This window comes from Lentzea guizhouensis (assembly GCF_001701025.1).
GTDB classification, from domain to species: domain Bacteria; phylum Actinomycetota; class Actinomycetes; order Mycobacteriales; family Pseudonocardiaceae; genus Lentzea; species Lentzea guizhouensis.
The window spans coordinates 261060-283736 of sequence record NZ_CP016793.1 but is presented as its reverse complement, the minus strand read 5'-3'; the positions used below and the strand labels follow the sequence as shown (position 1 = coordinate 283736).

At 66.7% G+C, this 22677-nt stretch carries 17 protein-coding genes and 3 rRNA genes; 12 read left to right on the top strand and 8 right to left on the bottom strand.

What is annotated here, in order from left to right:
- Positions 1-32: 32 nt before the first annotated feature.
- The gene (locus BBK82_RS01330) at positions 33-2582 is read right to left on the bottom strand and encodes a helix-turn-helix transcriptional regulator (RefSeq protein WP_065913338.1); all 2550 of its coding nucleotides are present in this window, start codon (positions 2580-2582) and stop codon (positions 33-35) included.
- A 130-nt stretch (positions 2583-2712) separates the two neighbouring features.
- On the opposite strand from BBK82_RS01330, the gene BBK82_RS01325 reads away from it, so the two are divergent.
- Positions 2713-3231: an RICIN domain-containing protein gene (locus BBK82_RS01325; RefSeq protein ID WP_083267723.1), complete on the top strand. Its 519-nt coding sequence runs from the start codon at positions 2713-2715 to the stop codon at positions 3229-3231.
- Between the two features lie 90 nt (positions 3232-3321).
- Here the strand turns inward: BBK82_RS01325 and BBK82_RS01320 are convergent, their stop codons facing one another.
- Together BBK82_RS01320 and BBK82_RS01315 are read right to left on the bottom strand one after the other, a co-directional pair.
- A complete protein-coding gene (locus BBK82_RS01320) occupies positions 3322-3978 on the bottom strand; it encodes a potassium channel family protein (RefSeq protein WP_065913336.1) in 657 nt (218 codons plus the stop codon).
- On the bottom strand, positions 3978-4640 hold the full coding sequence (locus tag BBK82_RS01315; protein WP_065913335.1) for a potassium channel family protein: 663 nt from the start codon (positions 4638-4640) through the stop codon (positions 3978-3980). The genes BBK82_RS01320 and BBK82_RS01315 overlap by 1 nt, the downstream gene beginning before the upstream one ends.
- A gap of 82 nt (positions 4641-4722) precedes the next feature.
- Between BBK82_RS01315 and BBK82_RS01310 the strand changes: the two genes are divergently transcribed.
- From BBK82_RS01310 to BBK82_RS01295, 4 genes are all read left to right on the top strand, one after another.
- The gene (locus BBK82_RS01310) at positions 4723-6708 is read left to right on the top strand and encodes an APC family permease (RefSeq protein WP_065913334.1); all 1986 of its coding nucleotides are present in this window, start codon (positions 4723-4725) and stop codon (positions 6706-6708) included.
- Between the two features lie 2 nt (positions 6709-6710).
- A complete protein-coding gene (locus tag BBK82_RS01305; protein WP_154696983.1) occupies positions 6711-7910 on the top strand; it encodes a class I SAM-dependent RNA methyltransferase in 1200 nt (399 codons plus the stop codon).
- Positions 7911-7972: 62 nt separating this feature from the next.
- Positions 7973-9877, top strand: coding sequence for a 1-deoxy-D-xylulose-5-phosphate synthase (gene dxs / locus BBK82_RS01300; protein WP_065920740.1), 1905 nt, complete (start codon positions 7973-7975; stop codon positions 9875-9877).
- 228 nt (positions 9878-10105) lie between these two features.
- The gene (locus BBK82_RS01295; RefSeq protein ID WP_065920739.1) at positions 10106-10744 is read left to right on the top strand and encodes an SPFH domain-containing protein; all 639 of its coding nucleotides are present in this window, start codon (positions 10106-10108) and stop codon (positions 10742-10744) included.
- Here BBK82_RS01295 and BBK82_RS01290 read toward each other — a convergent pair.
- Positions 10731-11687, bottom strand: a complete 957-nt coding sequence (locus tag BBK82_RS01290) for a cytochrome P450 (protein ID WP_154696982.1) — start codon at positions 11685-11687, stop codon at positions 10731-10733. The two genes, BBK82_RS01295 and BBK82_RS01290, sit on opposite strands and share 14 nt — an antisense overlap.
- A gap of 65 nt (positions 11688-11752) precedes the next feature.
- Here BBK82_RS01290 and BBK82_RS01285 point away from each other — a divergent pair, with 65 nt between their 5' ends.
- The 7 genes from BBK82_RS01285 (at position 11753) to BBK82_RS01255 (ending at position 19929) form a co-directional block, all read left to right on the top strand.
- Positions 11753-12196: a MarR family winged helix-turn-helix transcriptional regulator gene (locus BBK82_RS01285; protein WP_065913331.1), complete on the top strand. Its 444-nt coding sequence runs from the start codon at positions 11753-11755 to the stop codon at positions 12194-12196.
- 46 nt (positions 12197-12242) lie between these two features.
- Entirely contained in the window at positions 12243-12926 is a 684-nt protein-coding gene (locus tag BBK82_RS01280) for a response regulator transcription factor (RefSeq protein ID WP_065913330.1), read from the top strand.
- Positions 12927-12929: 3 nt separating this feature from the next.
- A complete protein-coding gene (locus BBK82_RS01275; RefSeq protein WP_065913329.1) occupies positions 12930-14057 on the top strand; it encodes a sensor histidine kinase in 1128 nt (375 codons plus the stop codon).
- Positions 14058-14450: 393 nt separating this feature from the next.
- Positions 14451-15967: ribosomal RNA gene (locus BBK82_RS01270) — 16S ribosomal RNA — on the top strand.
- Between the two features lie 346 nt (positions 15968-16313).
- Positions 16314-19396 (top strand): 23S ribosomal RNA (locus tag BBK82_RS01265).
- Positions 19397-19487: 91 nt separating this feature from the next.
- Positions 19488-19604 (top strand): 5S ribosomal RNA (gene rrf / locus BBK82_RS01260).
- Together the 16S, 23S and 5S rRNA genes form the textbook arrangement of a ribosomal RNA operon.
- 160 nt (positions 19605-19764) lie before the next feature.
- Positions 19765-19929, top strand: coding sequence for a hypothetical protein (locus BBK82_RS01255; protein WP_154696981.1), 165 nt, complete (start codon positions 19765-19767; stop codon positions 19927-19929).
- On the opposite strand, the gene BBK82_RS01250 is transcribed toward BBK82_RS01255, so the two are convergent.
- The 4 genes from BBK82_RS01250 to BBK82_RS53650 all read right to left on the bottom strand — a co-directional run bounded on the left by BBK82_RS01250 (position 19926) and on the right by BBK82_RS53650 (position 22661).
- On the bottom strand, positions 19926-20516 hold the full coding sequence (locus tag BBK82_RS01250; protein ID WP_237047991.1) for an LURP-one-related family protein: 591 nt from the start codon (positions 20514-20516) through the stop codon (positions 19926-19928). The two genes, BBK82_RS01255 and BBK82_RS01250, sit on opposite strands and share 4 nt — an antisense overlap.
- A complete protein-coding gene (locus tag BBK82_RS01245; RefSeq protein ID WP_065913327.1) occupies positions 20513-20884 on the bottom strand; it encodes a nucleotide pyrophosphohydrolase in 372 nt (123 codons plus the stop codon). Before BBK82_RS01245 ends, BBK82_RS01250 begins: the two co-directional genes overlap by 4 nt.
- Positions 20885-21157: 273 nt before the next feature.
- Positions 21158-21292 carry a hypothetical protein gene (locus BBK82_RS55660; protein ID WP_257785423.1) on the bottom strand — a complete coding sequence of 45 codons (135 nt, stop codon included), beginning with the start codon at positions 21290-21292 and terminating at the stop codon, positions 21158-21160.
- Positions 21293-21743: 451 nt separating this feature from the next.
- On the bottom strand, positions 21744-22661 hold the full coding sequence (locus BBK82_RS53650; protein WP_237047990.1) for a hypothetical protein: 918 nt from the start codon (positions 22659-22661) through the stop codon (positions 21744-21746).
- Positions 22662-22677: the final 16 nt, after the last annotated feature.

Sequence of the window (22677 nt, the reverse complement as noted above, 5' to 3'; positions counted from 1 at the left end):
GCCCGCACCAGGCAGACCTGAACGTGTGCGACTCAGCCTTGGCCGAAGAGCGCGCGTAGCCCACCCCGTCCCGTCACGCCCACCGCCGCGTACGTCGTGTGCAGGTGGTTGTCGACCGTGCGTTTGGCGATGGCCAGGCGTTCGGCGATCTCCACGTTCGTCAGCCCCGCCACGGCCAGCCGCGCGATTTCCAGCTGACGTGGCGTCAACGCGACCAGCGTGCTCGTCACCACCAGACCCGGCGTGGTCGCCCCGTCGAACGACTCGGCGAGCGCGGACGCCTGGCGTTCCAACCGGTCCGCGTCCCGGGGCCGGTCGTGCAGGCGGGACAGCCTGCTGGCCTCCGCGAGTGCCTCGGCCGCGAACAACGTGGCACCGCAGGCCAAGAACGCCGTCGTCACCTCCTCCAGCCCCGCCGGGTCACGCAACGCGCGCGCCTGCGCGTGGGAGGCGTACGCGGTCGTGAGCGGGTCGTTGCGTGACTTCGCGAGCTCCAGCAAACGAGGCGATGTGTCGGCACCGAACCGTGCGGCGTCATGCAGCGACACGATCTCCTCGGAGTGCGCGCCATGAGTGCGTGCGGCGGCGGCGTTGTCGAGTGCAGCCTGCATCGCCTCGTTGACCCGTCCCGCGCCCGCGAGCACCCACGACCGTGCACCACCCACGGCCAACTGCGCGATGCGCCACGCGGGCCGCAATCCGGCCTCAGCGCGCACGATCGCCCGTTCGGCACGATCGGCTTGCCCGAGCAACGCGGCACCCGCGGCGAACTCGGCCAGCAGCAGGACGTCCCACATCATCGGCTGGACGTCCGAGTCGGGAATGCCCTCGGCGGTGATCCGCACAGCCGCCGCCGCTCGCCCCCGCATGCGCGCGCTCTGGCTCAACAGCACCCGTGGCGGCACCTGGGTGACCGGCCACCGGTCCTCCTCGACCACCTCGGCCAGCTGCCGCGCGGCCCGTTCCTCGGCCGACGACAGGTCTCCGGAGCGCAGGGTGCTCTCGTTGCGCACCCCGTTCGCGGCGTTCACCAGCGACGGGAACCGGCCGGCGGCCGCGAGGACCGCCTCGTGGTCGGCCTCGACCCGCGCGATCGCCTCGCCGTGGAGGCCGCTGAACCGGTCGGCGAACGCGAGCACCTGCCGTCCCGCCGTCGCCGCCCACCCGCCTTCGGCGACCAGCAGCTCACCGCCGAGCCTCGCGACCCGCACCGGAGCTGCCTCCAGCGCGAACGTCATGGCGATGAACAGGACCGCGTGCTCCAGTTCCGGCGGCAGCTCCGTCGCGGTGACCTCGTCTATGACGCCGACAGCGGCGTTCTCGTCGCCAAGACCGAAGAACAGGTTGAACGCGCGCGTACAGGCAACCTGGACCAACGACATCAAGTCGCCGCCCGCAGCCATAGTCTCCGCGAGCACTTCCTCGGCTTGTGCGCACTGACGTCGGTACATCAGCACAAGACCGAGCACGAGCCCCACGCGCCCGGTCGCACCACGGGCCACGGCGGCGCGCGAAAGTCGTTCCGCCAGCTCCCAGTCCTGGGCGGCGAGCGCCTGTTCGGCGGCCCGCGCGAGCACGTTCGGCGACTCCGCCGTGCCGCTGTCGAGACGCCAGGTCGCGATGCGCACCGCGTCACCGGGCTTGGCCGTGCCACCGGCTTCGAGACGATCCGCCAACGCCCTGCGGTGCGCCCTCGCGCGCAAGGTCGGACACGTCGCTCTCAGCCGCGCGCTGTACAGCGGATGGGCAACGCGCGCACGCCCGTCATCTCCGACCCGCACCAACCCCATGTCCACGAGGTCCCGCGGTGGCGGCATCAGCTCCCGTTCGAGCGGTTCGCCGTACGCCAGCAGCTCCAGCGACCGCCGTTGTGGATCGGTGAGCCGGCCGAGGGCGAGGTCGACGATCTCGGCGAGCCGCCCGGACAGCTCCAGCGGCCCGCTCCAGCTCCAGCCGCCCTCGCGTTCGGTGAGCGCGCCCGTGTGCCGCCCCTGCGCCACGAGCTCCCTGAGATACAGCGGGTTCCCCTGGCTGTTCGCCCACACCAGGTGCCGCGTCGAGGCGTCGGCCGGACCGCCCAGCGCCGTCTCCAGCAACGCGTCCGCCCGCTCCCGGTCGAGCGCGTCGACCTGGACGGCCGGCACGCCCTCCAGGCCCCAGCCCAGCCGTGCCGTGCAGATGACGCGCGTCAGCTTGTGGCGCACAACGTGCCGCAACACCGACAACGACGTGTCATCGAGCAGGTGGGCGTCATCGACCGACAACACGCTGCGCCCGCCGCGCGCGAGGTGTTCCGCGGCGGCCCGGACCGAGGCGGCGGGCAGCGTGCCGGGCCCCGGCGGACCGGTGGGCAGGTCGGTGGGCACCTGGGTGGCGAACGCCCCGAGCGGGATCTGCAAGGTGGCGACCGTGGCATAGCAGCGCACGACGCGATGGGGCGCGGCAGCGAGAACCTCCGCCGCCAGCCGTGTCCCGCCCACGCCGGAAGATCCCGAGAGCAGCACGGCACCGTCCCCGGCCAGCGCCCGCAACGCCGCCCGCAGTTCACCCTCGCGCCCGACCAGGGGCAACTGATCGCTCACAGAAGGTAAGTGCTCGTTTCCGGTGCGCAGATACCCGCAAGTCGAACATGCCCGAACGATCGTCCGGCGCGCCGTGGGCTAATTTCGCGAAACGGTGTATCAGGCGTCGTGCGGTGAGCGTCGGGACGGCATGACACCACTGAAGCTCGGAATGACCAGGCGTGGCGCGGTGGCGCTGGCCTCCCTGTCGCTCGTGGCGGGCGGGGTCCTCGCGACCACGACCGCGTCGGCGGGTGCGGCCCAGGCCACCTTCCCGATCACGTCGCGCTACAACGGCCGGTGCATGACCGCGGCCACGGGCCAGAACGGCGCCGGCGTCATCATGGTCGACTGCCAGAACGCCCCGACCCAGCGCTGGTACTGGGACCTGGGCAGACTGCGCAACCACGACGGCGGCAGATGCCTCACCGCCGCGTGGGGCAACCTCGACAACGGCGCGCACCTGCAGATGTACGACTGCCAGCCGAACAGTCCCGCCCACCAGATCTTCTACCGCCCGGCGTCGCGGCCGGAGGAGGTCGGCCGGCTGCGGACCTGGCAGCACGGCAACCGGTGCGTCGAGATCGCGGGCGCGAACTGGTGGAACGGCGCCTCGGTGCAGCTCTGGGACTGCCACGGCGGCGGCAACCAGTACTGGAACGCGCCCTGATGTCCGATGTCCAGTACATCAGTAGCTGATATATCGACGGGCAGCTCGCCAGCTCCCCAGCTCGCCCGCCGATATCCCGTATCCGATATATCAGTAGCCGAGCGCGGTCTTGATCTCCTGCTCCACCGCCGCCGTCGTCACGAACAGCAGCTCGTCGCCACCTTCGAGCGTGTCGTCCGGCTGCGGCACGATCACCCGGCCACCCCGCAGGATCGTCACGAGCGCCGCGTCACGCGGCAGCGTCAGCTCCGACACCGCGCGCCCGGCGAACGGCGTCGACTCGTCGAGCGTGATCTCGACGAGGTTCGCCTGCCCCTGCCGCAACGTCATCAGCCGCACCACGTCGCCGATCGTCACCGACTCCTCGACCATCGCGGCGAGCAACCGCGGCGTCGACACCGCGACGTCCACGCCCCACGACTCGGTGAAGAGCCACTCGTTCGTCGGGTCGTTCACCCGCGCCACCACGCGCCGCACCGCGAACTCGGTCTTCGCCAGCAGCGACACCACCAGGTTGACCTTGTCGTCACCGGTCGCGGCGATCACCACGTCGCACAGCTGCATGCCGGCGTCCTCGAGCGACGACAGCTCACACGCGTCGGCCTGCACCCACTCGGCCTGCTCGACCGAGTTCGGGTCGAAGTGCGCCCGGTCCCGCTCGATCAGCATGACCTGGTGCCCGTCCTGGACGAGCTCCTGCGCGATGGACCGCCCCACCGCACCCGCGCCCGCGATCGCGATCCGCATCAGCTCTCCTCCGGTGCCTGCATCGCCGCCGCCGCGACGTCGGTGACCGTGCCGGACAGCGCCGCCACGTAGATGATGTCGTCGGCCTGCACCGTCGTCTTCTTGTCGGGCAGCACCCCCGTGCCGAACCGCATCAGGAACGCCACCCGCGCCCCGATCGCGCCCTCCAGCTCGAACACCGGCTTGCCGACCCAGGACTCGGCGACCTCCAGCGGCAGCACCGCCACCGTGCCGGACGGGTCGCGCCAGGCCGTCGCCGCGCCTTCCGGCAGCAACATCCGCAGGAACCGGTCGGTCGACCACGGCACCGTTGCCACCGTCGGGATGCCCAGCCGCTCGTACACCGCGGCCCGCTTGTGGTCGTAGATGCGCGCGACGACGTGCTCGACCCCGAACGTCTCCCGCGCCACCCGCGCCGAGATGATGTTCGAGTTGTCGCCGCTGGAGACCGCCGCGAACGCGCCGGCGCGCTCGACGCCCGCCTCGATCAGCACGTTGCGGTCGAACCCGTTCCCGACGACCTGCTGGCCGTGGAAGTCACCGCCCAGCCTGCGGAACGACTGCGCGTCCTTGTCGATCACGGCGACCTGGTGGTCCAGCCGTTCCAGTGCCTTGGCCAGGGACGCCCCCACCCGCCCACAACCCATGATCACCACGTGCACGGAATGCCTCCTCAGGCGAACTCTGCGCAGAACCTACCGAGCATTAGCCCGTCCCGGTGAGCGGACCCCTTACGCTCTGGCCGTGTCCAAGCTCGCCACCGCTGCCAAGCGCCTCCTCGTCGGCAGGCCGTTCCGCAGTGATCGTCTCGCTCACACGCTGCTGCCCAAACGCATCGCCCTCCCCGTGTTCGCCTCCGACGCCATGTCGTCGGTCGCCTACGCGCCGGAGGAGATCTTCCTGATGCTGTCGGTCGCGGGCCTGAGCGCCTACGCGATGGCACCGTGGGTGGGTGTGGCGGTCGTGGTGGTGATGCTGACCGTGGTCGCCAGCTACCGGCAGAACGTGCACGCCTACCCGTCCGGCGGCGGTGACTACGAGGTCGCGACGGTCAACCTGGGGCGCAGGGCGGGGCTCACCGTGGCGAGCGCCCTGCTCGTGGACTACATCCTCACGGTCGCGGTGTCGATCTCGGCGGCCATGGCGAACATCGGCTCGGCGATCCCGTTCGTCGCGACGCACAAGGCGGAGTTCGCGGTCGCCGCGATCGTGCTCCTCACGGCCGTGAACCTGCGCGGCATCCGCGAGTCCGGCAGCGCGTTCGCCGTCCCGGTCTACGCCTTCATGGTCGGCATCTTCGGCCTGATCGGCTACGGCCTGTTCCGCGGCCTCGTGATGGGCGAGGACATGCGCGCGGAGAGCTCCGGCCTGGAGATCCACGCCGAGTCCGACCACCTGATGGGGCTCGCGTTCGTGTTCCTGGTGCTGCGGGCCTTTTCGTCCGGTTGCGCCGCTTTGACCGGTGTCGAGGCGATCAGCAACGGCGTCCCGGCGTTCCGCAAGCCGAAGTCCCGCAACGCCGCGACCACGTTGCTGCTGATGGGCGGCATCTCGGTGGTCATGCTGATGGGCCTGATCGTGCTCGCCCAGCTGACCGACGTGCGGATGGCCGAGTCCCCCGAGCACCAGATCACCAACGCGCCGGACGGCTACGAGCAGAAGACGATGGTGGCGCAGATCGCGCACGCCGTGTTCGACAGCTTCCCGGCGGGCTTCTACTTCATCGCCGGCGTCACCGCGCTGATCCTCGTGCTGGCCGCGAACACCGCGTTCAACGGCTTCCCGGTGCTCGGCTCGATCCTCGCCCAGGACCGCTACCTGCCCCGCCAGCTGCACACCCGCGGCGACCGGCTCGCGTTCTCCAACGGCATCCTCTTCCTGGCCGGGTTCGCGGTCGTGCTGGTGATCGCGTTCGACGCCGAGGTCACCCGGCTGATCCAGCTCTACATCGTGGGTGTGTTCGTGTCGTTCACGCTCAGCCAGCTCGGCATGATCAAGCACTGGCAGCGGCTGCTCAAGACCGAGACCGACGTCCAGGTGCGCAACCGGATGCGCCGCTCGCAGGCGATCAACACGTTCGGCCTCGCGCTCACCGCGACCGTGCTGATCATCGTGCTGATCACGAAGTTCACGAAGGGCGCGTGGATCGCCATCGCCGCGATGGCCGCCATCTACGCGTTGATGACGGCGATCCGCAAGCACTACGACACCGTTGCCGAGGAGCTGCGCCAGCAGGAACGCGTGCGCACCCTGCCGGCCCGCAACCACGCGATGGTGCTGGTGTCCAAACTGCACATGCCGACGCTGCGCGCGCTGTCCTACGCCAAGGCCACGCGACCGGACGTGCTGGAGGCCGTCACGGTCAACGTCGACGACGGCGACACCCGCAAGCTCGTCGCCGACTGGGAGCGGGAGAACTTCAAGGTCCCGCTCAAGGTGATCGAGTCGCCCTACCGCGAGATCACCAAGCCCGTCCTCGACTACGTGAAGCGGGTCAGGACGGACAACCCGCGCGACGTCGTGACGGTGTTCATCCCCGAGTACGTCGTCGGGCACTGGTGGGAGCAGTTGCTGCACAATCAGAGCGCGCTGCGGCTCAAGGGCAGGCTCCTGTTCCAGCCGGGCGTGATGGTGACGAGCGTGCCGTGGCAGCTCACCTCGGCGTCGAAGGTCCGCGACAAGGACGTGATCGCGCCGGGAGCTGTCCGAAGGGGACTGGACGACCGGTGAACGTGGCCAAAGCAGACTGGACTGGACAGAGTTTCGAAGTAGAGGTGGGGCCGGTCGCACACGGCGGGCATTTCGTCGCACGCCATGAGGGACGTGTTCTGTTCGTACGGCACGCACTGCCGGGGGAACGCGTCATCGCCTCGGTGTACGAGGACAACGGCGGTTCGTTCTGCCGTGCGGACGCCGTCGAGGTCCTGGAGGCGTCGAAGGACCGCGTCGAGGCGCCGTGCCCGTTCGCCGGCCCCGGCAGGTGCGGTGGCTGCGACTTCCAGCACGTGTCGTGGGACGCGCAACGCGAGCTCAAGGCCCAGGTCGTCACCGAACAGCTCAGCCGCCTCGCCAAGATCGACCGCAACGTCACGGTCGAGGCGCTGCCCGGTGGCCCGCTGGAGTGGCGCACCCGGATCCGGATGGCCGTCGACCGCGACGGACGACCCGGTTTCCGCGGCACCCGTTCCCACGATGTGATCCCGGTCGACCACTGTGTGATCAGTCGGCCCGGCATGGTCGAGGCGGTCGCCGACCGACAGTGGCGTGCACAGGAGCTGACCGTCGTCCAGGACGGTGACGGCAACCGTCATGTGGGTGAGGTGCGCGGCCGACACACCGTGCGACGCGCCGGAACCGGTACGGCCGTCGAGACCGCCGCCCAACGAAAGTGGCGAATTTCCGCTGACGGCTTCTGGCAGGTCCACCCGGCCGCCGCGGACACGTTCGCGACCGTCGTGAGGGAGTGGGCGGCGGCCGGACCGGGCCAACGCGCGTGGGACCTCTACGGCGGCGCGGGGCTCTTCGCGTCCGTGCTGGGACGGCAGGTCGGCGAAAGCGGATCCGTGCTGGTCGTGGAATCTTTCCCCGGTGCTGTGGAGGACGGCCGGCGCAACCTCCGCCGCATGTCCCAGGTCGAATGGGTCGCGGACAAGGTGGAACGCGCCGTGACGCGCCGTCTGCCCGTGGAGGACCCTCACGTCGTGGTCCTGGACCCCCCTCGCAAGGGCGCCGGGAAGATCGTTGTGGCTGAAGTCGCACGACGCCGTCCGCAGCGGGTCGTCTACGTCGCCTGCGACCCCGCCGCGCTGGCCCGTGACCTGGCTGAATTCACTGCTCAGGGGTACCGGCTGGAGGACCTGAGGGCGTTCGACGCCTTCCCCATGACGCAGCACGTGGAGTGCATCGCCCTGCTCGTACCTGAGACGAGCTGAGACTGCGTCTCAGTCGCGTCTCCGTAGACTGGCCTGAAGTCTTGAGGAGTGAGGTGGGCGTGGTGACCCTGCTGGAGTCCGTGCACGGACCGGCTGATCTGAAACGGATGAACGAGGCGGAGCTGAAGCAGCTCTGCGCCGAGATCCGGCGTTTTCTGGTCGACAAGGTCTCCAAGACCGGCGGGCACCTCGGCCCGAACCTGGGCGTCGTCGAGCTGACCGTGGCACTGCACCGCGTGTTCGACTCGCCGCAGGACCCGATCGTGTTCGACACCGGGCACCAGTCCTACGTGCACAAGATCGTCACCGGTCGCCGGGACGGTTTCGACCAGCTCCGCCAGAAGGGCGGCCTGTCGGGCTACCCGTCGCGGTCGGAGTCCGAGCACGACGTCCAGGAAAGCTCGCACGCCTCCACGGCGCTGTCCTACGCCGACGGTCTGGCCAAGGCGAAGCAGATCAACGGCGAGCCCGGCCACGTGGTCGCGGTCGTCGGCGACGGCGCGCTGACCGGCGGCATGTGCTGGGAGGCGTTGAACAACATCGCGGCGGACCGGACGCGTCCGGTCGTGATCGTGGTCAACGACAACGGCCGCTCGTACTCGCCGACGATCGGCGGTCTCGCCGACCACCTGTCGACGCTGCGACTGCGTCCCGGCTACGAACGCGTGCTGGAGAAGGGCAAGAGCGCGCTGCAGCAGACGCCGATCTTCGGCAAGCCGCTGTACGCCGCCCTGCACGCCGCCAAGCGCGGCATCAAGGACGCGCTGGCGCCGCAGGCGATGTTCGAGGACCTCGGCCTCAAGTACATCGGCCCGGTCGACGGCCACGACCAGGCGACGCTGGAGTCCGCGCTGCAGCGCGCGAAGTCGTTCGGCGGCCCGGTGATCGTGCACGCGGTCACCCGCAAGGGCATGGGGTTCGCGCCGGCCGAGAACCACCAGGCCGACCAGATGCACGCCACCGGCGTCATCGACCCGATCACCGGCGAGGACGTGAAGCCGGCCAGCCGCACCTGGACGCACGTGTTCTCCGACGCGCTGGTCGACGTCGGCCGTGAGCGTTCCGACGTGGTGGCGATCACCGCGGCGATGCAGGGACCCACCGGCCTCGACCCGTTCGCCAAGGCGTTCCCCGAGCGCTTCTTCGACGTCGGCATCGCCGAGCAGCACGCGCTGACCTCCGCGGCCGGTCTCGCGATCGGCGGCCTGCACCCGGTCGTCGCGATCTACGCCACGTTCCTCAACCGGGCGTTCGACCAGCTGCTGATGGACGTCGCGCTGCACCGGCAGGGCGTCACGATCGTGCTCGACCGCGCGGGCGTCACCGGCCCGGACGGCGCGTCGCACCACGGCATGTGGGACATGTCGATCCTCGGTGTCATCCCCGGCGTGCACGTCGCGGCGCCGCGGGACGCCGGCTCGCTGGTCGAGGAGCTGCGCGAGGCCGTGGAGATCTCGGACGCGCCGACGGTGATCCGCTACCCGAAGGCGTCCGTGGGTCCGGACCTGCCCGCCGTGGAGCGCGTGGGTTCCGTGGACGTTCTTCGGCGGTCGGGCAACGACGTGCTGTTGGTGACCATCGGCGCGTTGGGCGAGCTCGGACTTGAGGCCGCGCAACGGCTGGAAGACCAGGGCATCGGCGTGACGGTCGTCGACCCGCGGTGGATCTACCCGATGTCGGCGGACCTCGTGGAGATGGCGGCGTCGCACAAGCTCGTGGTGACCGTTGAGGACGGTGGCCGGCACGGGGGCTTCGGCTCCTCTCTCGCGGCGGCGTTGCGTGACGCCGACGTCGAGGTGCCGTTGCGGGACATCGCGCTGCCGCAGCAGTTCCACGACCACGGTTCGCGTGGCGAGGTGCTGGCGTTGTGCGGCATCACCGCGCAGGACGTGGCGCGCCGGGTCACCGAGTGGGCCGCCCGCCTGGAGTGCCTCCCGGTGGAAATGGACGCGCCCGCGGACAAGTAGTTGGTCTAACCTCCACCGCACGCCCGCTTTTTTGCGGCCCGGCAGGTCTCCCTCGTCGGGTTCCGCGATCGAGGCGGGTGTTGGGTGCCTTAGAAGCATCAGGTTCGATCCCTGAAAGCCACGACCCCGGTCGCACACGGGGGCGACGAGCTCTGCGAGTCCCTTGAGGACTCCCGCTCGTCGCCCCGCCGGCCGGGGTCGTGGTCTGCCTGGACGGAGGTGGAGACGATGAAGCACACGTTGTACCCGTGGGAGCGGGGCGTCCGGTTCGATCGTGGCGTGCTCGTGGGTGAGGTCGGGCCGGGACGGCACCGGCTGCCGATGCGTGCGGTGCTGCACCGCGTCGACATCCGTCCGCGCACGCTGACCCCGGCCGCGCAGGACGTGCCGACCTCCGACGGCGTGCTGGTCCGGGTGACGGTCGTGGTGCGGTGGGCAGTGTCCTCGCCGACGAAGTTCGTGGTCGAGTCCGCGTCTCCGGAAGGGGAGCTCTACACGGCCGTGCAGCTCGCACTGCGCGGTGCGGTGCTCACGCGCGCACACTCGGCCATCGATGCCGAGCGCGAGGCCATCGCGGCCGAGGTGACGGCCGGTGTGGCGGCCCGTGCCGAGGAGCTGGGTGTGTCCGTGGCCGAGGTGGCGGTGCGTGACGTCGTCATGCCCGGTGAGCTGCGGCGCGCGGCGTTGGCCGAGCTGGTGGCGGCCTCGGAGGGACGAGCGGCGCTGGAGCGGGCGCGCGGGGAGACGGCGGCGTTGCGGTCGTTGCTGAACGCGGCCCGGCTGGCCGAGGAGCACCCGGCGTTGCTGGAGCTGCGGGCGCTGCAGACGGCCACGACGGTCGTGGTGGACCGGCCTAAGCGAGCTTGACCGGCAACGCGTGCAGCCGGCTGCCCATGATCCCGTCGGGTTCGGTACGGGTCAGCGGTGCCGTCAGCCGGGCGTTCGGGTAGCTGGTCCGGAACGTCTCCGCGAGGGCGCGGAGCTCGAGCTGGGCCAGCTGTGCGCCGATGCAGTAGTGCGGCCCGTGCCCGAACACCAGGTCGGGCACGCGGGTGAGGTCGACGAGGACCGGCGCGCCCTGCGGCAGCCGGGCCCCGTCGAGGTCGACCTCGCACGTGGTGAAGCGCCACAACGTGTACGGCGCCGGGGGATGGGCCCGCAGCGACTCCCGCACCAGCACGTCGGGCGGCTCGTCGGTGGTGAGCAGGCGGGCGACGAGGGAGCTCGCCGCGAGATCGGTGGTGATCTGGCCGGCGAACAGGATCGTGAAGATCTGGTAGTGCAGGTCGTGCTCGGTGGTGCCGTCCGGCATCCGCAGCTCGGCGGTCGCCTCGGCGGACAGCCGGGCGAATCCGGCCATGGCCGTGGGCACGTTCGCCGGGTAGTCGACGAGCATCAGCCGGCAGGACGCCATCGCCGTCTCGACGTGCTGGGCCGTGATGCCGAGCAGCTCGCACAGGACCGCCAGCGGGTAGCGCGGCGTGAAGTCCTCGACGAGGTCGACCTCGTTCGGAAGCTCGCCGAGCAGCCGTTCCGCGATATATCGCATATCGGGGTAGAAGGCCCGGAGCTTCGCCCCGGTGAACAGCGGTGCGAAAGCCTTTCGCAGTCGTGAGTGGGGCTCACCGTCGAGAGTGGTGATCGCCAGCTGCTCCGCGGCGGTGGGTTCCAGGCCCGCGGTCGCGGCGTCCCAGTGCTGCGGCGCGAGCGCGGTGTCCTTGGCGAAGCGGCTGTCGGTCAGGACGGCCTTCGCCAGCTCGGGTTCGGTGACGATCCAGACGGGGTGGTCGTACCAGGTTTGTTGCATCACGCAGTGACTGTATAACGCAGTAGCTGCGTGATGCAGCTTTTTCTGCGCAATCGTATGCTCCGGCCATGACGCAGCTGCTCGACGAGGTCCTGCGCGCCATGGCCCGGTGGCAGATCCCGGTCATCCAGTTCAACGGGATGCTCGCCGAGCGCCTCGGCATGAACTGGACGGACCTCCAGGCGCTGTTCGTGCTGGCCAACGACGGTCCGGCCAGTCCGGGCGAGCTGGCGAAGCGGGTCAACCTGACCAGCGGGTCCGCGTCCAGGATGATCGAACGCCTGGTCCGCGCCGGCTATGTGCGCCGCGTGCCGGACCCGCACGACCGGCGCAAGGTGGTCATCGAACCGGACGAGGACGCGGTGCGCCGGGTCGGCGGGATGTACGACGCGCTGAACGAACGCCACGCCGCCGACCTCGGCTCGTTCGACGAGACCGAGCTCGCCGCGGTGCTGCGTTTCCTCAAGGCCGCGGCCGTGCGCACGGACGAGCAGATCCGACAGGGCTTGTGAAGGTGCCGTTAAGCGCCTTCTCAGGTGCGTGTGGAACCTTTGTGGCGTGCGGATATTGGTAGTCGAGGACGAGGTGCCGCTGGCCGACGCGATCGCCCGCGGCCTCAGGCGCGAAGGCATGGCCGTGGACGTCGCCTACGACGGCGAGACCGGGCACGAGAAGTCGACGGTCACCAGGTACGACGTGGTCGTGCTCGACCGCGACCTGCCCGGCATGTCCGGCGACGAGCTGTGCAAGGAGATCCTCAGCTCCGGTGCGCTCACCAGGGTCATGATGCTGACGGCCAGCGGGTCGATCGAAGACCGCGTGTCCGGGCTGTCACTGGGCGCCGACGACTACCTCGCGAAGCCGTTCGCGTTCCCCGAGCTCGTCGCACGCGTGCGCGCGTTGGCGCGGCGTGCGACGCCGGCGACGCCACCGGTGCTCTCCGCCCAGGACGTCGAGCTGGACCCGGCGCGGCGGACCGTGTCGCGCGGCGGCACGCCCATCGAGCTGACCCGCAAGGAGTTCGGGGTGCTCGAGGTGCTGCTCGCGGCCAAGGGGTCCGTGGTCAGCAGCGAGGAACTGCTCGAACGGGTGTGGGACGAGAACGCCGACCCGTTCACCACGACCGTGCGCGTCACCGTGATGACGTTGCGCAAGAAGCTCGGCGAGCCGGGCATCATCGACACCGTCGTCGGCTCCGGCTACCGGGTGCCGAGTGCTTCGATCGGGTCTGCAGAGGTCTGACACGTGCGCAGGCGCGGGCCGGGGCTGAGGCTCCGGATCACGCTCCTCACCACCGCGCTGGTCGCGGTGGTGGGTGCTGTGCTGCTCGCGCTCGGCTGGGTGCTGGTCGGCCGCGTCTTCGACTCGTCGCCGTCGTTCCCCGCGGGCAGCCAAGTCAATGTTGACGGCGTCAACGTGGACGTGACGGTGTTGACCGACGCGTTGACAGCCGCGGCTCGGCAGGACCTGCTGCGGGCGGGGTTGGTCGCGTTCGCGTGCATGGTCGTCGCCGCGGCCGTGCTGGCGTGGACGTTCACCGGGCGCGTGCTCAAGCCGCTGCACGACGTCACCGGCGCGGCCCAACGGCTGTCCGCGGAGTCGCTGGGCTCGCGGTTGCGACTGGAGGGACCGCGGGACGAGGTCGCCGAGCTCGCGGACACCTTCGACGCGATGCTCGACCGGCTCGAGGCGGCCTTCGACTCGCAACGCCGGTTCGTGGCGAACGCATCGCATGAGCTGCGCACCCCTCTCTCGGTGGTGCGCACGGAGCTGGACGTGACTCTGTCCGATCCGGACGCCGACGTTGAAGAGCTGCGGCGCATGGCCGGCGTTGTCCGGGCAGCAGGGGAGCGGGCCGAACAGTTGGTGTCGGCGTTGCTGTTGCTCGCGCGCACGGACGGCATCGGGCTCGCGGTCCGTGAACCCGTCGACCTGGCGGCGGTCGTCGAATCCGCGTGGAGGGCCGTGCGCGCGGAGGCCGACGCACGGCAACTGCGCACCGTGTTCCGGTGCGCGCCGGCACTCGCCGTCGGTGACCCGGCACTCCTGGAGCGCATCGCGGGCAACCTGCTGGAGAACGCCGTCCGGCACAACCACGTCGACGGCTGGATAGAGACCACCGTCGAGACGGGCCCGCAGTGGTCCGTGCTGCGGGTGTCGTCGTCGGGCCAGCTCATCCCACCGAACCGCGTCGAGGAGCTGTTCGAGCCCTTCCGGCGCGGGGTCAAGGACCGCACGAGCCAGACGGGAACCGGTCTGGGGCTCTCGATCGTGCGTGCCGCCGTGGCCGCCCACGGCGGGTTTGTGCAGGCAGTGGCCGTGCCGACGGGAGGGTTGTCGGTGACCGTGCACCTGCCGAGCGCACCTCGCTAGGGCCAGATACAAGTTTGTCGACGTGGCCCCGGTCACAGTGTGCGTCGATCTTGCCGGGTTTAGGCCGTCTGCGTGGGCTCTGAGCTGCGGCGATGTGGTGGTGGACCCCCGATTTGGATGTTGGTGGGCCGCCGTGTAAATTTCTCTCTGCCAGCGCGGAACGGGCCGGGAAACACCGGAACGGAGCGCGGCGAAAGACTTCTAAGCCTGACACAGCCCCGGAAGTGACTCTCCTCGGAGATGAGCTGCGGTGAGCGCGTGTTCTTTGAGAACTCAACAGCGTGCCGATAACACAGCCAGTAATATATGAATTACCTCCTCGTCGAGGTAGTTCCTTTGAGTAGAACAGATTGATGCCAGACATATTCCGTCTGGAGCGATCAAACACAATCCTTATTGGAGAGTTTGATCCTGGCTCAGGACGAACGCTGGCGGCGTGCTTAACACATGCAAGTCGAGCGGTAAGGCCCTTCGGGGTACACGAGCGGCGAACGGGTGAGTAACACGTGGGTAACCTGCCCTGTACTCTGGGATAAGCCTTGGAAACGAGGTCTAATACCGGATACGACCACAGATCGCATGATCAGTGGTGGAAAGTTCCGGCGGTATGGGATGGACCCGCGGCCTATCAGCTTGTTGGTGGGGTAATGGCCTACCAAGGCGACGACGGGTAGCCGGCCTGAGAGGGTGACCGGCCACACTGGGACTGAGACACGGCCCAGACTCCTACGGGAGGCAGCAGTGGGGAATATTGCACAATGGGCGAAAGCCTGATGCAGCGACGCCGCGTGAGGGATGACGGCCTTCGGGTTGTAAACCTCTTTCAGCAGGGACGAAGCGCAAGTGACGGTACCTGCAGAAGAAGCACCGGCTAACTACGTGCCAGCAGCCGCGGTAATACGTAGGGTGCGAGCGTTGTCCGGAATTATTGGGCGTAAAGAGCTCGTAGGCGGTTTGTCGCGTCGGCCGTGAAAACTTGGGGCTTAACCCCGAGCCTGCGGTCGATACGGGCAGACTTGAGTTCGGCAGGGGAGACTGGAATTCCTGGTGTAGCGGTGAAATGCGCAGATATCAGGAGGAACACCGGTGGCGAAGGCGGGTCTCTGGGCCGATACTGACGCTGAGGAGCGAAAGCGTGGGGAGCGAACAGGATTAGATACCCTGGTAGTCCACGCCGTAAACGGTGGGTGCTAGGTGTGGGGGACTTCCACGTCCTCCGTGCCGCAGCTAACGCATTAAGCACCCCGCCTGGGGAGTACGGCCGCAAGGCTAAAACTCAAAGGAATTGACGGGGGCCCGCACAAGCGGCGGAGCATGTGGATTAATTCGATGCAACGCGAAGAACCTTACCTGGGCTTGACATGGACTAGAAATCCTCAGAGATGAGGGCTCCCTTGTGGCTGGTTCACAGGTGGTGCATGGCTGTCGTCAGCTCGTGTCGTGAGATGTTGGGTTAAGTCCCGCAACGAGCGCAACCCTCGTTCCATGTTGCCAGCACGTAATGGTGGGGACTCATGGGAGACTGCCGGGGTCAACTCGGAGGAAGGTGGGGATGACGTCAAGTCATCATGCCCCTTATGTCCAGGGCTTCACACATGCTACAATGGCCGGTACAAAGGGCTGCTAAGCCGTGAGGTGGAGCGAATCCCATAAAGCCGGTCTCAGTTCGGATCGGGGTCTGCAACTCGACCCCGTGAAGTCGGAGTCGCTAGTAATCGCAGATCAGCAACGCTGCGGTGAATACGTTCCCGGGCCTTGTACACACCGCCCGTCACGTCACGAAAGTCGGTAACACCCGAAGCCCGTGGCCCAACCAGCAATGGGGGGAGCGGTCGAAGGTGGGACTGGCGATTGGGACGAAGTCGTAACAAGGTAGCCGTACCGGAAGGTGCGGCTGGATCACCTCCTTTCTAAGGAGCACCTAGCTGCTGTACCCGAGCGAATGTCTTGGGCAGTGGCCAGAACTCAACCCGGCCTTGATGTTGGGTGAGGCTCATTAGTGGATGCTGGCTGGCTAGACGTCCGGTTGTCACGACAGTGAGTACTGCGCCTTCGGGTGCGTGGAAAGGTGTCGCGAGGGCTGGGTGGACGGATCGGTACGCTGTTGGGTCCTGAGAGAACACGCTTTGTGTGTCTTTCGGTGATCGGTCATCAGACGCGGATGAACCACCTGGCATTGGTCAGGCCGGCGTTCGCAGTGGGTCTGGTGGATCTGATTGTTCTTTGAGAACTGCACAGTGGATGCGAGCATCTTTGTAGCAAGTTAGTAAGGGCATACGGTGGATGTCTTGGCACCAGGAGCCGATGAAGGACGTAGGAGACTGCGAAAAGTCTAGGGGAGCTGTCAACCGAGCTGAGATCCTAGAATTTCCGAATGGGGAAACCCGGCCCCAGTCATGTGGGGTCACCCATACCTGAACACATAGGGTATGTGGAGGGAACGCGGGGAAGTGAAACATCTCAGTACCCGCAGGAAGAGAAAACAACCGTGATTCCGTGAGTAGTGGCGAGCGAAAGCGGATGAGGCTAAACCGCGTCTGTGTGATACCCGGCAGGGGTTGCATTCGCGGGGTCGTGGGACCTCTTGGTCAGTTCTGCCGAACTGGCAAACAGTCAGAAAACGCATCGTTAGAGGAACGTGTCTGGAAAGCACGGGCGTAGAGAGTGAAACCCTCGTACTCGAAAACGTAGCGTCTGTTTAGAGTGTTCCCAAGTAGCAGCGTACTCGTGAAATTCGCTGTGAATCTGGCGGGACCACCCGCTAAGCCTAAATACTCCCTGGTGACCGATAGCGGACTAGTACCGTGAGGGAAAGATGAAAAGTACCCCGGGAGGGGAGTGAAATAGTACCTGAAACCGTGTGCCTACAATCCGTCGGAGCCTTTAGGGGTGACGGCGTGCCTTTTGAAGAATGAGCCTGCGAGTTAGTGCTACGTGGCGAGGTTAACCCGTGTGGGGTAGCCGTAGCGAAAGCGAGTCTGAATAGGGCGTCATAGTCGCGTGGTCTAGACCCGAAGCGGTGTGATCTAGCCATGGCCAGGGTGAAGCGCGGGTAAGACCGCGTGGAGGCCCGAACCCACCAGGGTTGAAAACCTGGGGGATGAGCTGTGGTTAGGGGTGAAAGGCCAATCAAACACCGTGATAGCTGGTTCTCCCCGAAATGCATTTAGGTGCAGCGTCGTATGTTTCACCGCGGGGGTAGAGCACTGGATGGTCTAGGGGGCCCACAAGCTTACCGAAATCAACCAAACTCCGAATACCGTGGTGTGAGAGTGCGGCAGTGAGACTGCGGGGGATAAGCTTCGTAGTCGAGAGGGAAACAGCCCAGAACGCCAGCTAAGGCCCCTAAGTGTGTGCTAAGTGGGAAAGGATGTGGGGTCGCACAGACAGCCAGGAGGTTGGCTTAGAAGCAGCCACCCTTTAAAGAGTGCGTAATAGCTCACTGGTCAAGTGGTCCTGCGCCGACAATGTAGCGGGGCTTAAGCACACCGCCGAAGCTGTGTCATTTCGAGCTTGTCTCGGGATGGGTAGGGGAGCGTCGTGTAGCGGTTGAAGCGGCGGAGGAATCCAGCCGTGGACGCTATGCGAGTGAGAATGCAGGCATGAGTAGCGAAAGACGAGTGAGAAACTCGTCCGCCGGATGACCAAGGGTTCCTGGGCCAGGCTAATCCGCCCAGGGTAAGTCGGGACCTAAGGCGAGGCCGACAGGCGTAGTCGATGGACAACGGGTTGATATTCCCGTACCCGTGTGAACGCGCCCATGATGAACCTTGTGATACTAACCGCCCGAAGCCCTCCGATGATCCTTCGGGATCTAGGGGTAAGTGGAGCGCGGGACCTGAACTTGTAGTAGTCAAGCGATGGGGTGACGCAGGAGGGTAGCTCCGCCAGTGAGTGGTAGTACTGGTGCAAGCGTGTAGGGAGAAGCATAGGCAAATCCGTGCTTCACATATCCTGAGACGTGATGCGTAGCCGATTGAGGCGAAGTAGAGTGATCCCATGCTGCCGAGAAAAGCCTCTAGCGAGCTTTCACGCGGCCCGTACCCCAAACCGACACAGGTGGTCAGGTAGAGAATACCGAGGCGATCGGGCGAACTGTGGTTAAGGAACTCGGCAAAATGCCCCCGTAACTTCGGGAGAAGGGGGGCCGTAGCGCTTGAAGCCTCTTGCGGGCTAGGGCGAGACGGCCGCAGAGACCAGCGAGAAGCGACTGTTTACTAAAAACACAGGTCCATGCGAAGTCGCAAGACGATGTATATGGACTGACGCCTGCCCGGTGCTGGAACGTTAAGGGGACCGGTTAGTCCGCAAGGGCGAAGCTGAGAACTTAAGCGCCAGTAAACGGCGGTGGTAACTATAACCATCCTAAGGTAGCGAAATTCCTTGTCGGGTAAGTTCCGACCTGCACGAATGGCGTAACGACTTCTCGACTGTCTCAACCGCAGGCCCGGCGAAATTGCATTACGAGTAAAGATGCTCGTTACGCGCGGCAGGACGGAAAGACCCCGGGACCTTTACTATAGCTTGGTATTGGTGTTCGATTCGGCTTGTGTAGGATAGGTGGGAGACTGTGAAGCGGCCACGCCAGTGGTTGTGGAGTCATCGTTGAAATACCACTCTGGTCGTATTGGATGTCTAACCTCGGTCCGTGATCCGGATCAGGGACAGTGCCTGGTGGGTAGTTTAACTGGGGCGGTTGCCTCCCAAAGAGTAACGGAGGCGCTCAAAGGTTCCCTCAGCCTGGTTGGCAATCAGGTGTCGAGTGCAAGTGCACAAGGGAGCTTGACTGTGAGACTGACGGGTCGAGCAGGGACGAAAGTCGGAACTAGTGATCCGGCCATGGCTTGTGGAAGCGTGGTCGCTCAACGGATAAAAGGTACCCCGGGGATAACAGGCTGATCTTGCCCAAGAGTCCATATCGACGGCATGGTTTGGCACCTCGATGTCGGCTCGTCGCATCCTGGGGCTGGAGTAGGTCCCAAGGGTTGGGCTGTTCGCCCATTAAAGCGGTACGCGAGCTGGGTTTAGAACGTCGTGAGACAGTTCGGTCCCTATCCGCCGCGCGCGTAGGATACTTGAGGAAGGCTGTCCCTAGTACGAGAGGACCGGGACGGACGGACCGCTGGTGTGCCAGTTGTTCTGCCAAGAGCATTGCTGGTTGGCTACGTTCGGAAGGGATAACCGCTGAAGGCATCTAAGCGGGAAGCTCGTTCCAAGATGAGGTATCCCACCCTTCGTGGGTTAAGGCCCCCAGCTAGACCACTGGGTTGATAGGCCAGAGGTGGAAGACCGGTAACGGTTGGAGCTGACTGGTACTAATAGGCCGAGGACTTGTTACAAAGACGCTACGCATCCACTGTGCGGTTCTGGAAGAACAACCAGAACCGGTCGCAATCCCTTGCGGGGTTGCTGGTTGTAATTTCATAGTGTTTCGGTGGTTATAGCGTTGGGGAAACACCCGGTCCCATTCCGAACCCGGTAGTTAAGCCCTTCTGCGCCGATGGTACTGCACTGGTTACGGTGTGGGAGAGTAGGTCGCCGCCGAACTTAATTTGCCCTGCGGGTTGAGCGCCACAAGCGCTCCCCGCAGGGCTTTTTTGTGTTGTTCTGCATTTTTGTGCGCCCTGGGCGGCCGACCGGGTGATGTGCTCAAGGCGTGCGGGTGACGATCGTCAAGCCGGGGTCGTCCCTCCCTACCGTGATCGTCATGAAAGGTCAGTGGGCAGGGGAGGCACCATTGCGGTGGCGAGCGCGCAGGAGGCGGGGCAGGCACGCCCGCGAGCCCGCGCCGTCCTCGCAGTCGCTCCTGCCCGCAGTGCTCGGCGTCGTGCTGCTGGTGTGCCTGATCCTCATCCTGCTGACGTACCTCTAGCGGGACTGCAGCGCGTCGAGCGCCACGGCTTGGGCGATGACCAGCCGGCGGTCGACGCCAGGATCCTGGATCTGCACCAGGTAGTGGTCGCGGATCCAGGTCTTCTTGTCGACGCTGAACACGGGGGCGCCGTTCTCCTGCGTGAAGTCGAAGTGGTACCGCATGGGGAACGGCGCTTCACCGATGTACGGAATCCAGCCCCACAGCCGCCGGAAGCCGGCGAGGAACTTGTTGCGCTCGGCACCCGACGACGTGCCCCAGCCGGGCTGCTCCACGTGCCAGGTCGAGCGCAGCAGTGACTTCGCGAAGTTCTTGCGGAACAGGCCGATCCGCCGGCCCTCCGCGTCGGTCACCTCGTAGCCGCTGCCGAGGTCGATCACCTTGCGCGCGTTGAACTCGAACAGCACCCGGCTCTTCGACGAGTCGGTGTAGACCGTGATCCGTTCCTTGATCTTGAACCGCTTCTGCTCGGCGAAGCCGACCAGCTCGCCGGGCTTGCCGCCGTTGTCGACGAACACCTCATACCGGTTGATCATGAACGTGACCTTCTGGTGCACGTGCAGGACCTGTGCGTTCTGCAGGCTCACAACTCACCCTTCGCAGCGACGTCGTCGATCGGGACGGGAACCAGGCTGCCGGTGGGGAACCGCCGCTCGTTGCGCTCGATCTTCGCGAACGCGGCCTCGACGAGGTCGACGCCGAGCTTGTCGGCCAGCCTGGTCAGGTAGTGCATCACATCCGCGAGCTCGTCCCTGACGTTCCAGGCGAGCTCGGGGTCGCTCATCGCGTCCTTCGCCTCCTCCGGCGTCAGCCACTGGAAGAGGTCGGTCAGCTCGCCGACCTCCGCGGACAACGCCATCACCAGGTTCTTGGGCGTGTGGTAGCTGTCCCAGTCGCGGGCAGCGGCGAACGCCCGCAAGGCGTCCCTCAGGTCCACGAGATCACGCTGACTCATGACCCACTGACTACCACGTGGACGAACGAGCAAGGACGGCGGTCAACCAAGCATGGATTGTCCACATCAATGTTGATTGGCTCTGGTCATGTCAATGTTGAGCGCAACCACCCCGTCCACCGTCCTCGTGCTCGGCGCCACCGGCAAGACCGGCCGTCGCGTCACCCAGCTGCTCGGCACCGCGGCGAAGCCCGCGTCGAGGTCGTCGGCGACGAAGTTCGACTGGTCCGCCCCGGACACCTGGGAGCCGGCGCTCGAAGGCACCACCGCGGTCTACGTCGTGCCGCCGGACAACCCGTCGCTGCTGGCGGAGTTCGTGCCGGTCGCGGTGAAGTCCGGTGTCACGAGGTTCGTGCTGCTGTCCATGCGCGGTGCGCCGGAGGACGACCCGTTCGAAGCCGCGGTCAAGAGCTCCGGCGTCGAGTGGACCGTCCTGCGTCCCACCTGGTTCGTGCAGAACTTCGACGAGGACCTGTTCGCCGCGCCTGTCCAGCACGGCGAGCTCGCGGTGCCGGCCGGTCAGGGCGTGCACCCGTTCATCGATGTAGTGGATGTTGCCGAGGTGGCGGTAGCTGCTCTCACCCAGCAGGGGCACGCCGGCCGGACCTACGAGCTCAGCGGACCCGAGCCGCTGTCGTTCCCCGAGATGCTCGCGAGGATCGTCGCGGTCACCGGCAACCCCGTCGTCTACACCGATGTATCAGCTGAGCAGTACGCGGCGTCGTTGCGCGAGCTCGGCTACCCGGACGAGATCGCCGAGCTCGTGACGATGCTGCTCGTGCGCATCCGCGTGGGAGAGGAGGCCCATCTCTCCGACGGCGTGCAGCAGGTGCTCGGCCGGGAGCCGCGAACCTTCGGACTACTTGGGCAGCAGCAGCTTCGCGTGAAGGCCGCGCGTGCCCTCGTTGATGATGACCGCCTCGCAGAGCGCGCGCCCGGTCCGTGCACGCCACTCCTGCATCATGTCCCAGTAGCGCTGGCCGATGGCGTAGGTGAGCTCGCCGATGCGTTCGCCTTCGAGGAGCACTTCGAGCGTGTGTTCACCCGTGTGGTCGCCTCTGGTGATACGGCAGTCGCGGAGCTCGGCGATGACGTGGACCGGCGTGCGACCGTCGACCACACGGTGCAACACGTGCTGATGAGCTTCTTCGCCCGTGATGCCGACCTGCTGCTCTGCGGGCAACGTCAGCGCCGTGCCGAGTGCCTCGTGGTCGAGCAGCAGCAGCCGTGCGTCACCGAGGTGCAGGTGCACGCCGAGGTAGCGCTGGCCCATGATGCGGGCCGGGCAGGACCCGACCTCACCGCGTTCGGCGAGCTTGAGCAGCAGCGGGTGGTAGGTGGCGGCGTGGTCGTCGCGCAGGTAGCCGGCGGTGACCGCGGAACCGTCGCCGCGCAGCAGGTCGACCCGCACGGCGAGGTCGTCGTGCCGGCCGGAGGACTCGGGCATGAGCACCGCCGTCACCGGGATGCCCGCGTTCCGCCCAGCCGAGCCGGGTGCGGGGTTGTTCCGCGCCACCTCGGCGATGGCGTCCTGGTAGTGCGACTCCCCGACGATCGCGATCCGTCCCGCCGTGGACAGGCGGCGGAGCCGGGACCGGGTGCGCATCGGCACGATCGACTCGACCGTGCTCTTGTTCTTCGAGCCGGCGAACATCAATGCGAACAGCGCGAGACCGATGACGAAGCCGAGGGGGCCGAAGGCAACGGTCAGAACCAGCGCGAGCACGGCGACGGCGATGAGGATGGCGGCAGGCGAGGGCTCTGTACGTTGCTGCATCGTCACGGGCATCCTC

What these genes read in the sequence shown, in the direction of transcription:
- BBK82_RS01295 (WP_065920739.1), top strand. Translation starts at nt 10,106, where the DNA reads ATGAAGCACACGTTGTACCCGTGGGAGCGGGGCGTCCGGTTCGATCGT.
- BBK82_RS01325 (WP_083267723.1), top strand. Translation starts at nt 2,713, where the DNA reads ATGACACCACTGAAGCTCGGAATGACCAGGCGTGGCGCGGTGGCGCTG.
- BBK82_RS01320 (WP_065913336.1), bottom strand. Translation starts at nt 3,978, where the DNA reads ATGCGGATCGCGATCGCGGGCGCGGGTGCGGTGGGGCGGTCCATCGCG.
- BBK82_RS01245 (WP_065913327.1), bottom strand. Translation starts at nt 20,884, where the DNA reads ATGAGTCAGCGTGATCTCGTGGACCTGAGGGACGCCTTGCGGGCGTTC.
- BBK82_RS01255 (WP_154696981.1), top strand. Translation starts at nt 19,765, where the DNA reads ATGAAAGGTCAGTGGGCAGGGGAGGCACCATTGCGGTGGCGAGCGCGC.
- BBK82_RS01285 (WP_065913331.1), top strand. Translation starts at nt 11,753, where the DNA reads ATGACGCAGCTGCTCGACGAGGTCCTGCGCGCCATGGCCCGGTGGCAG.
- BBK82_RS53650 (WP_237047990.1), bottom strand. Translation starts at nt 22,661, where the DNA reads ATGCAGCAACGTACAGAGCCCTCGCCTGCCGCCATCCTCATCGCCGTC.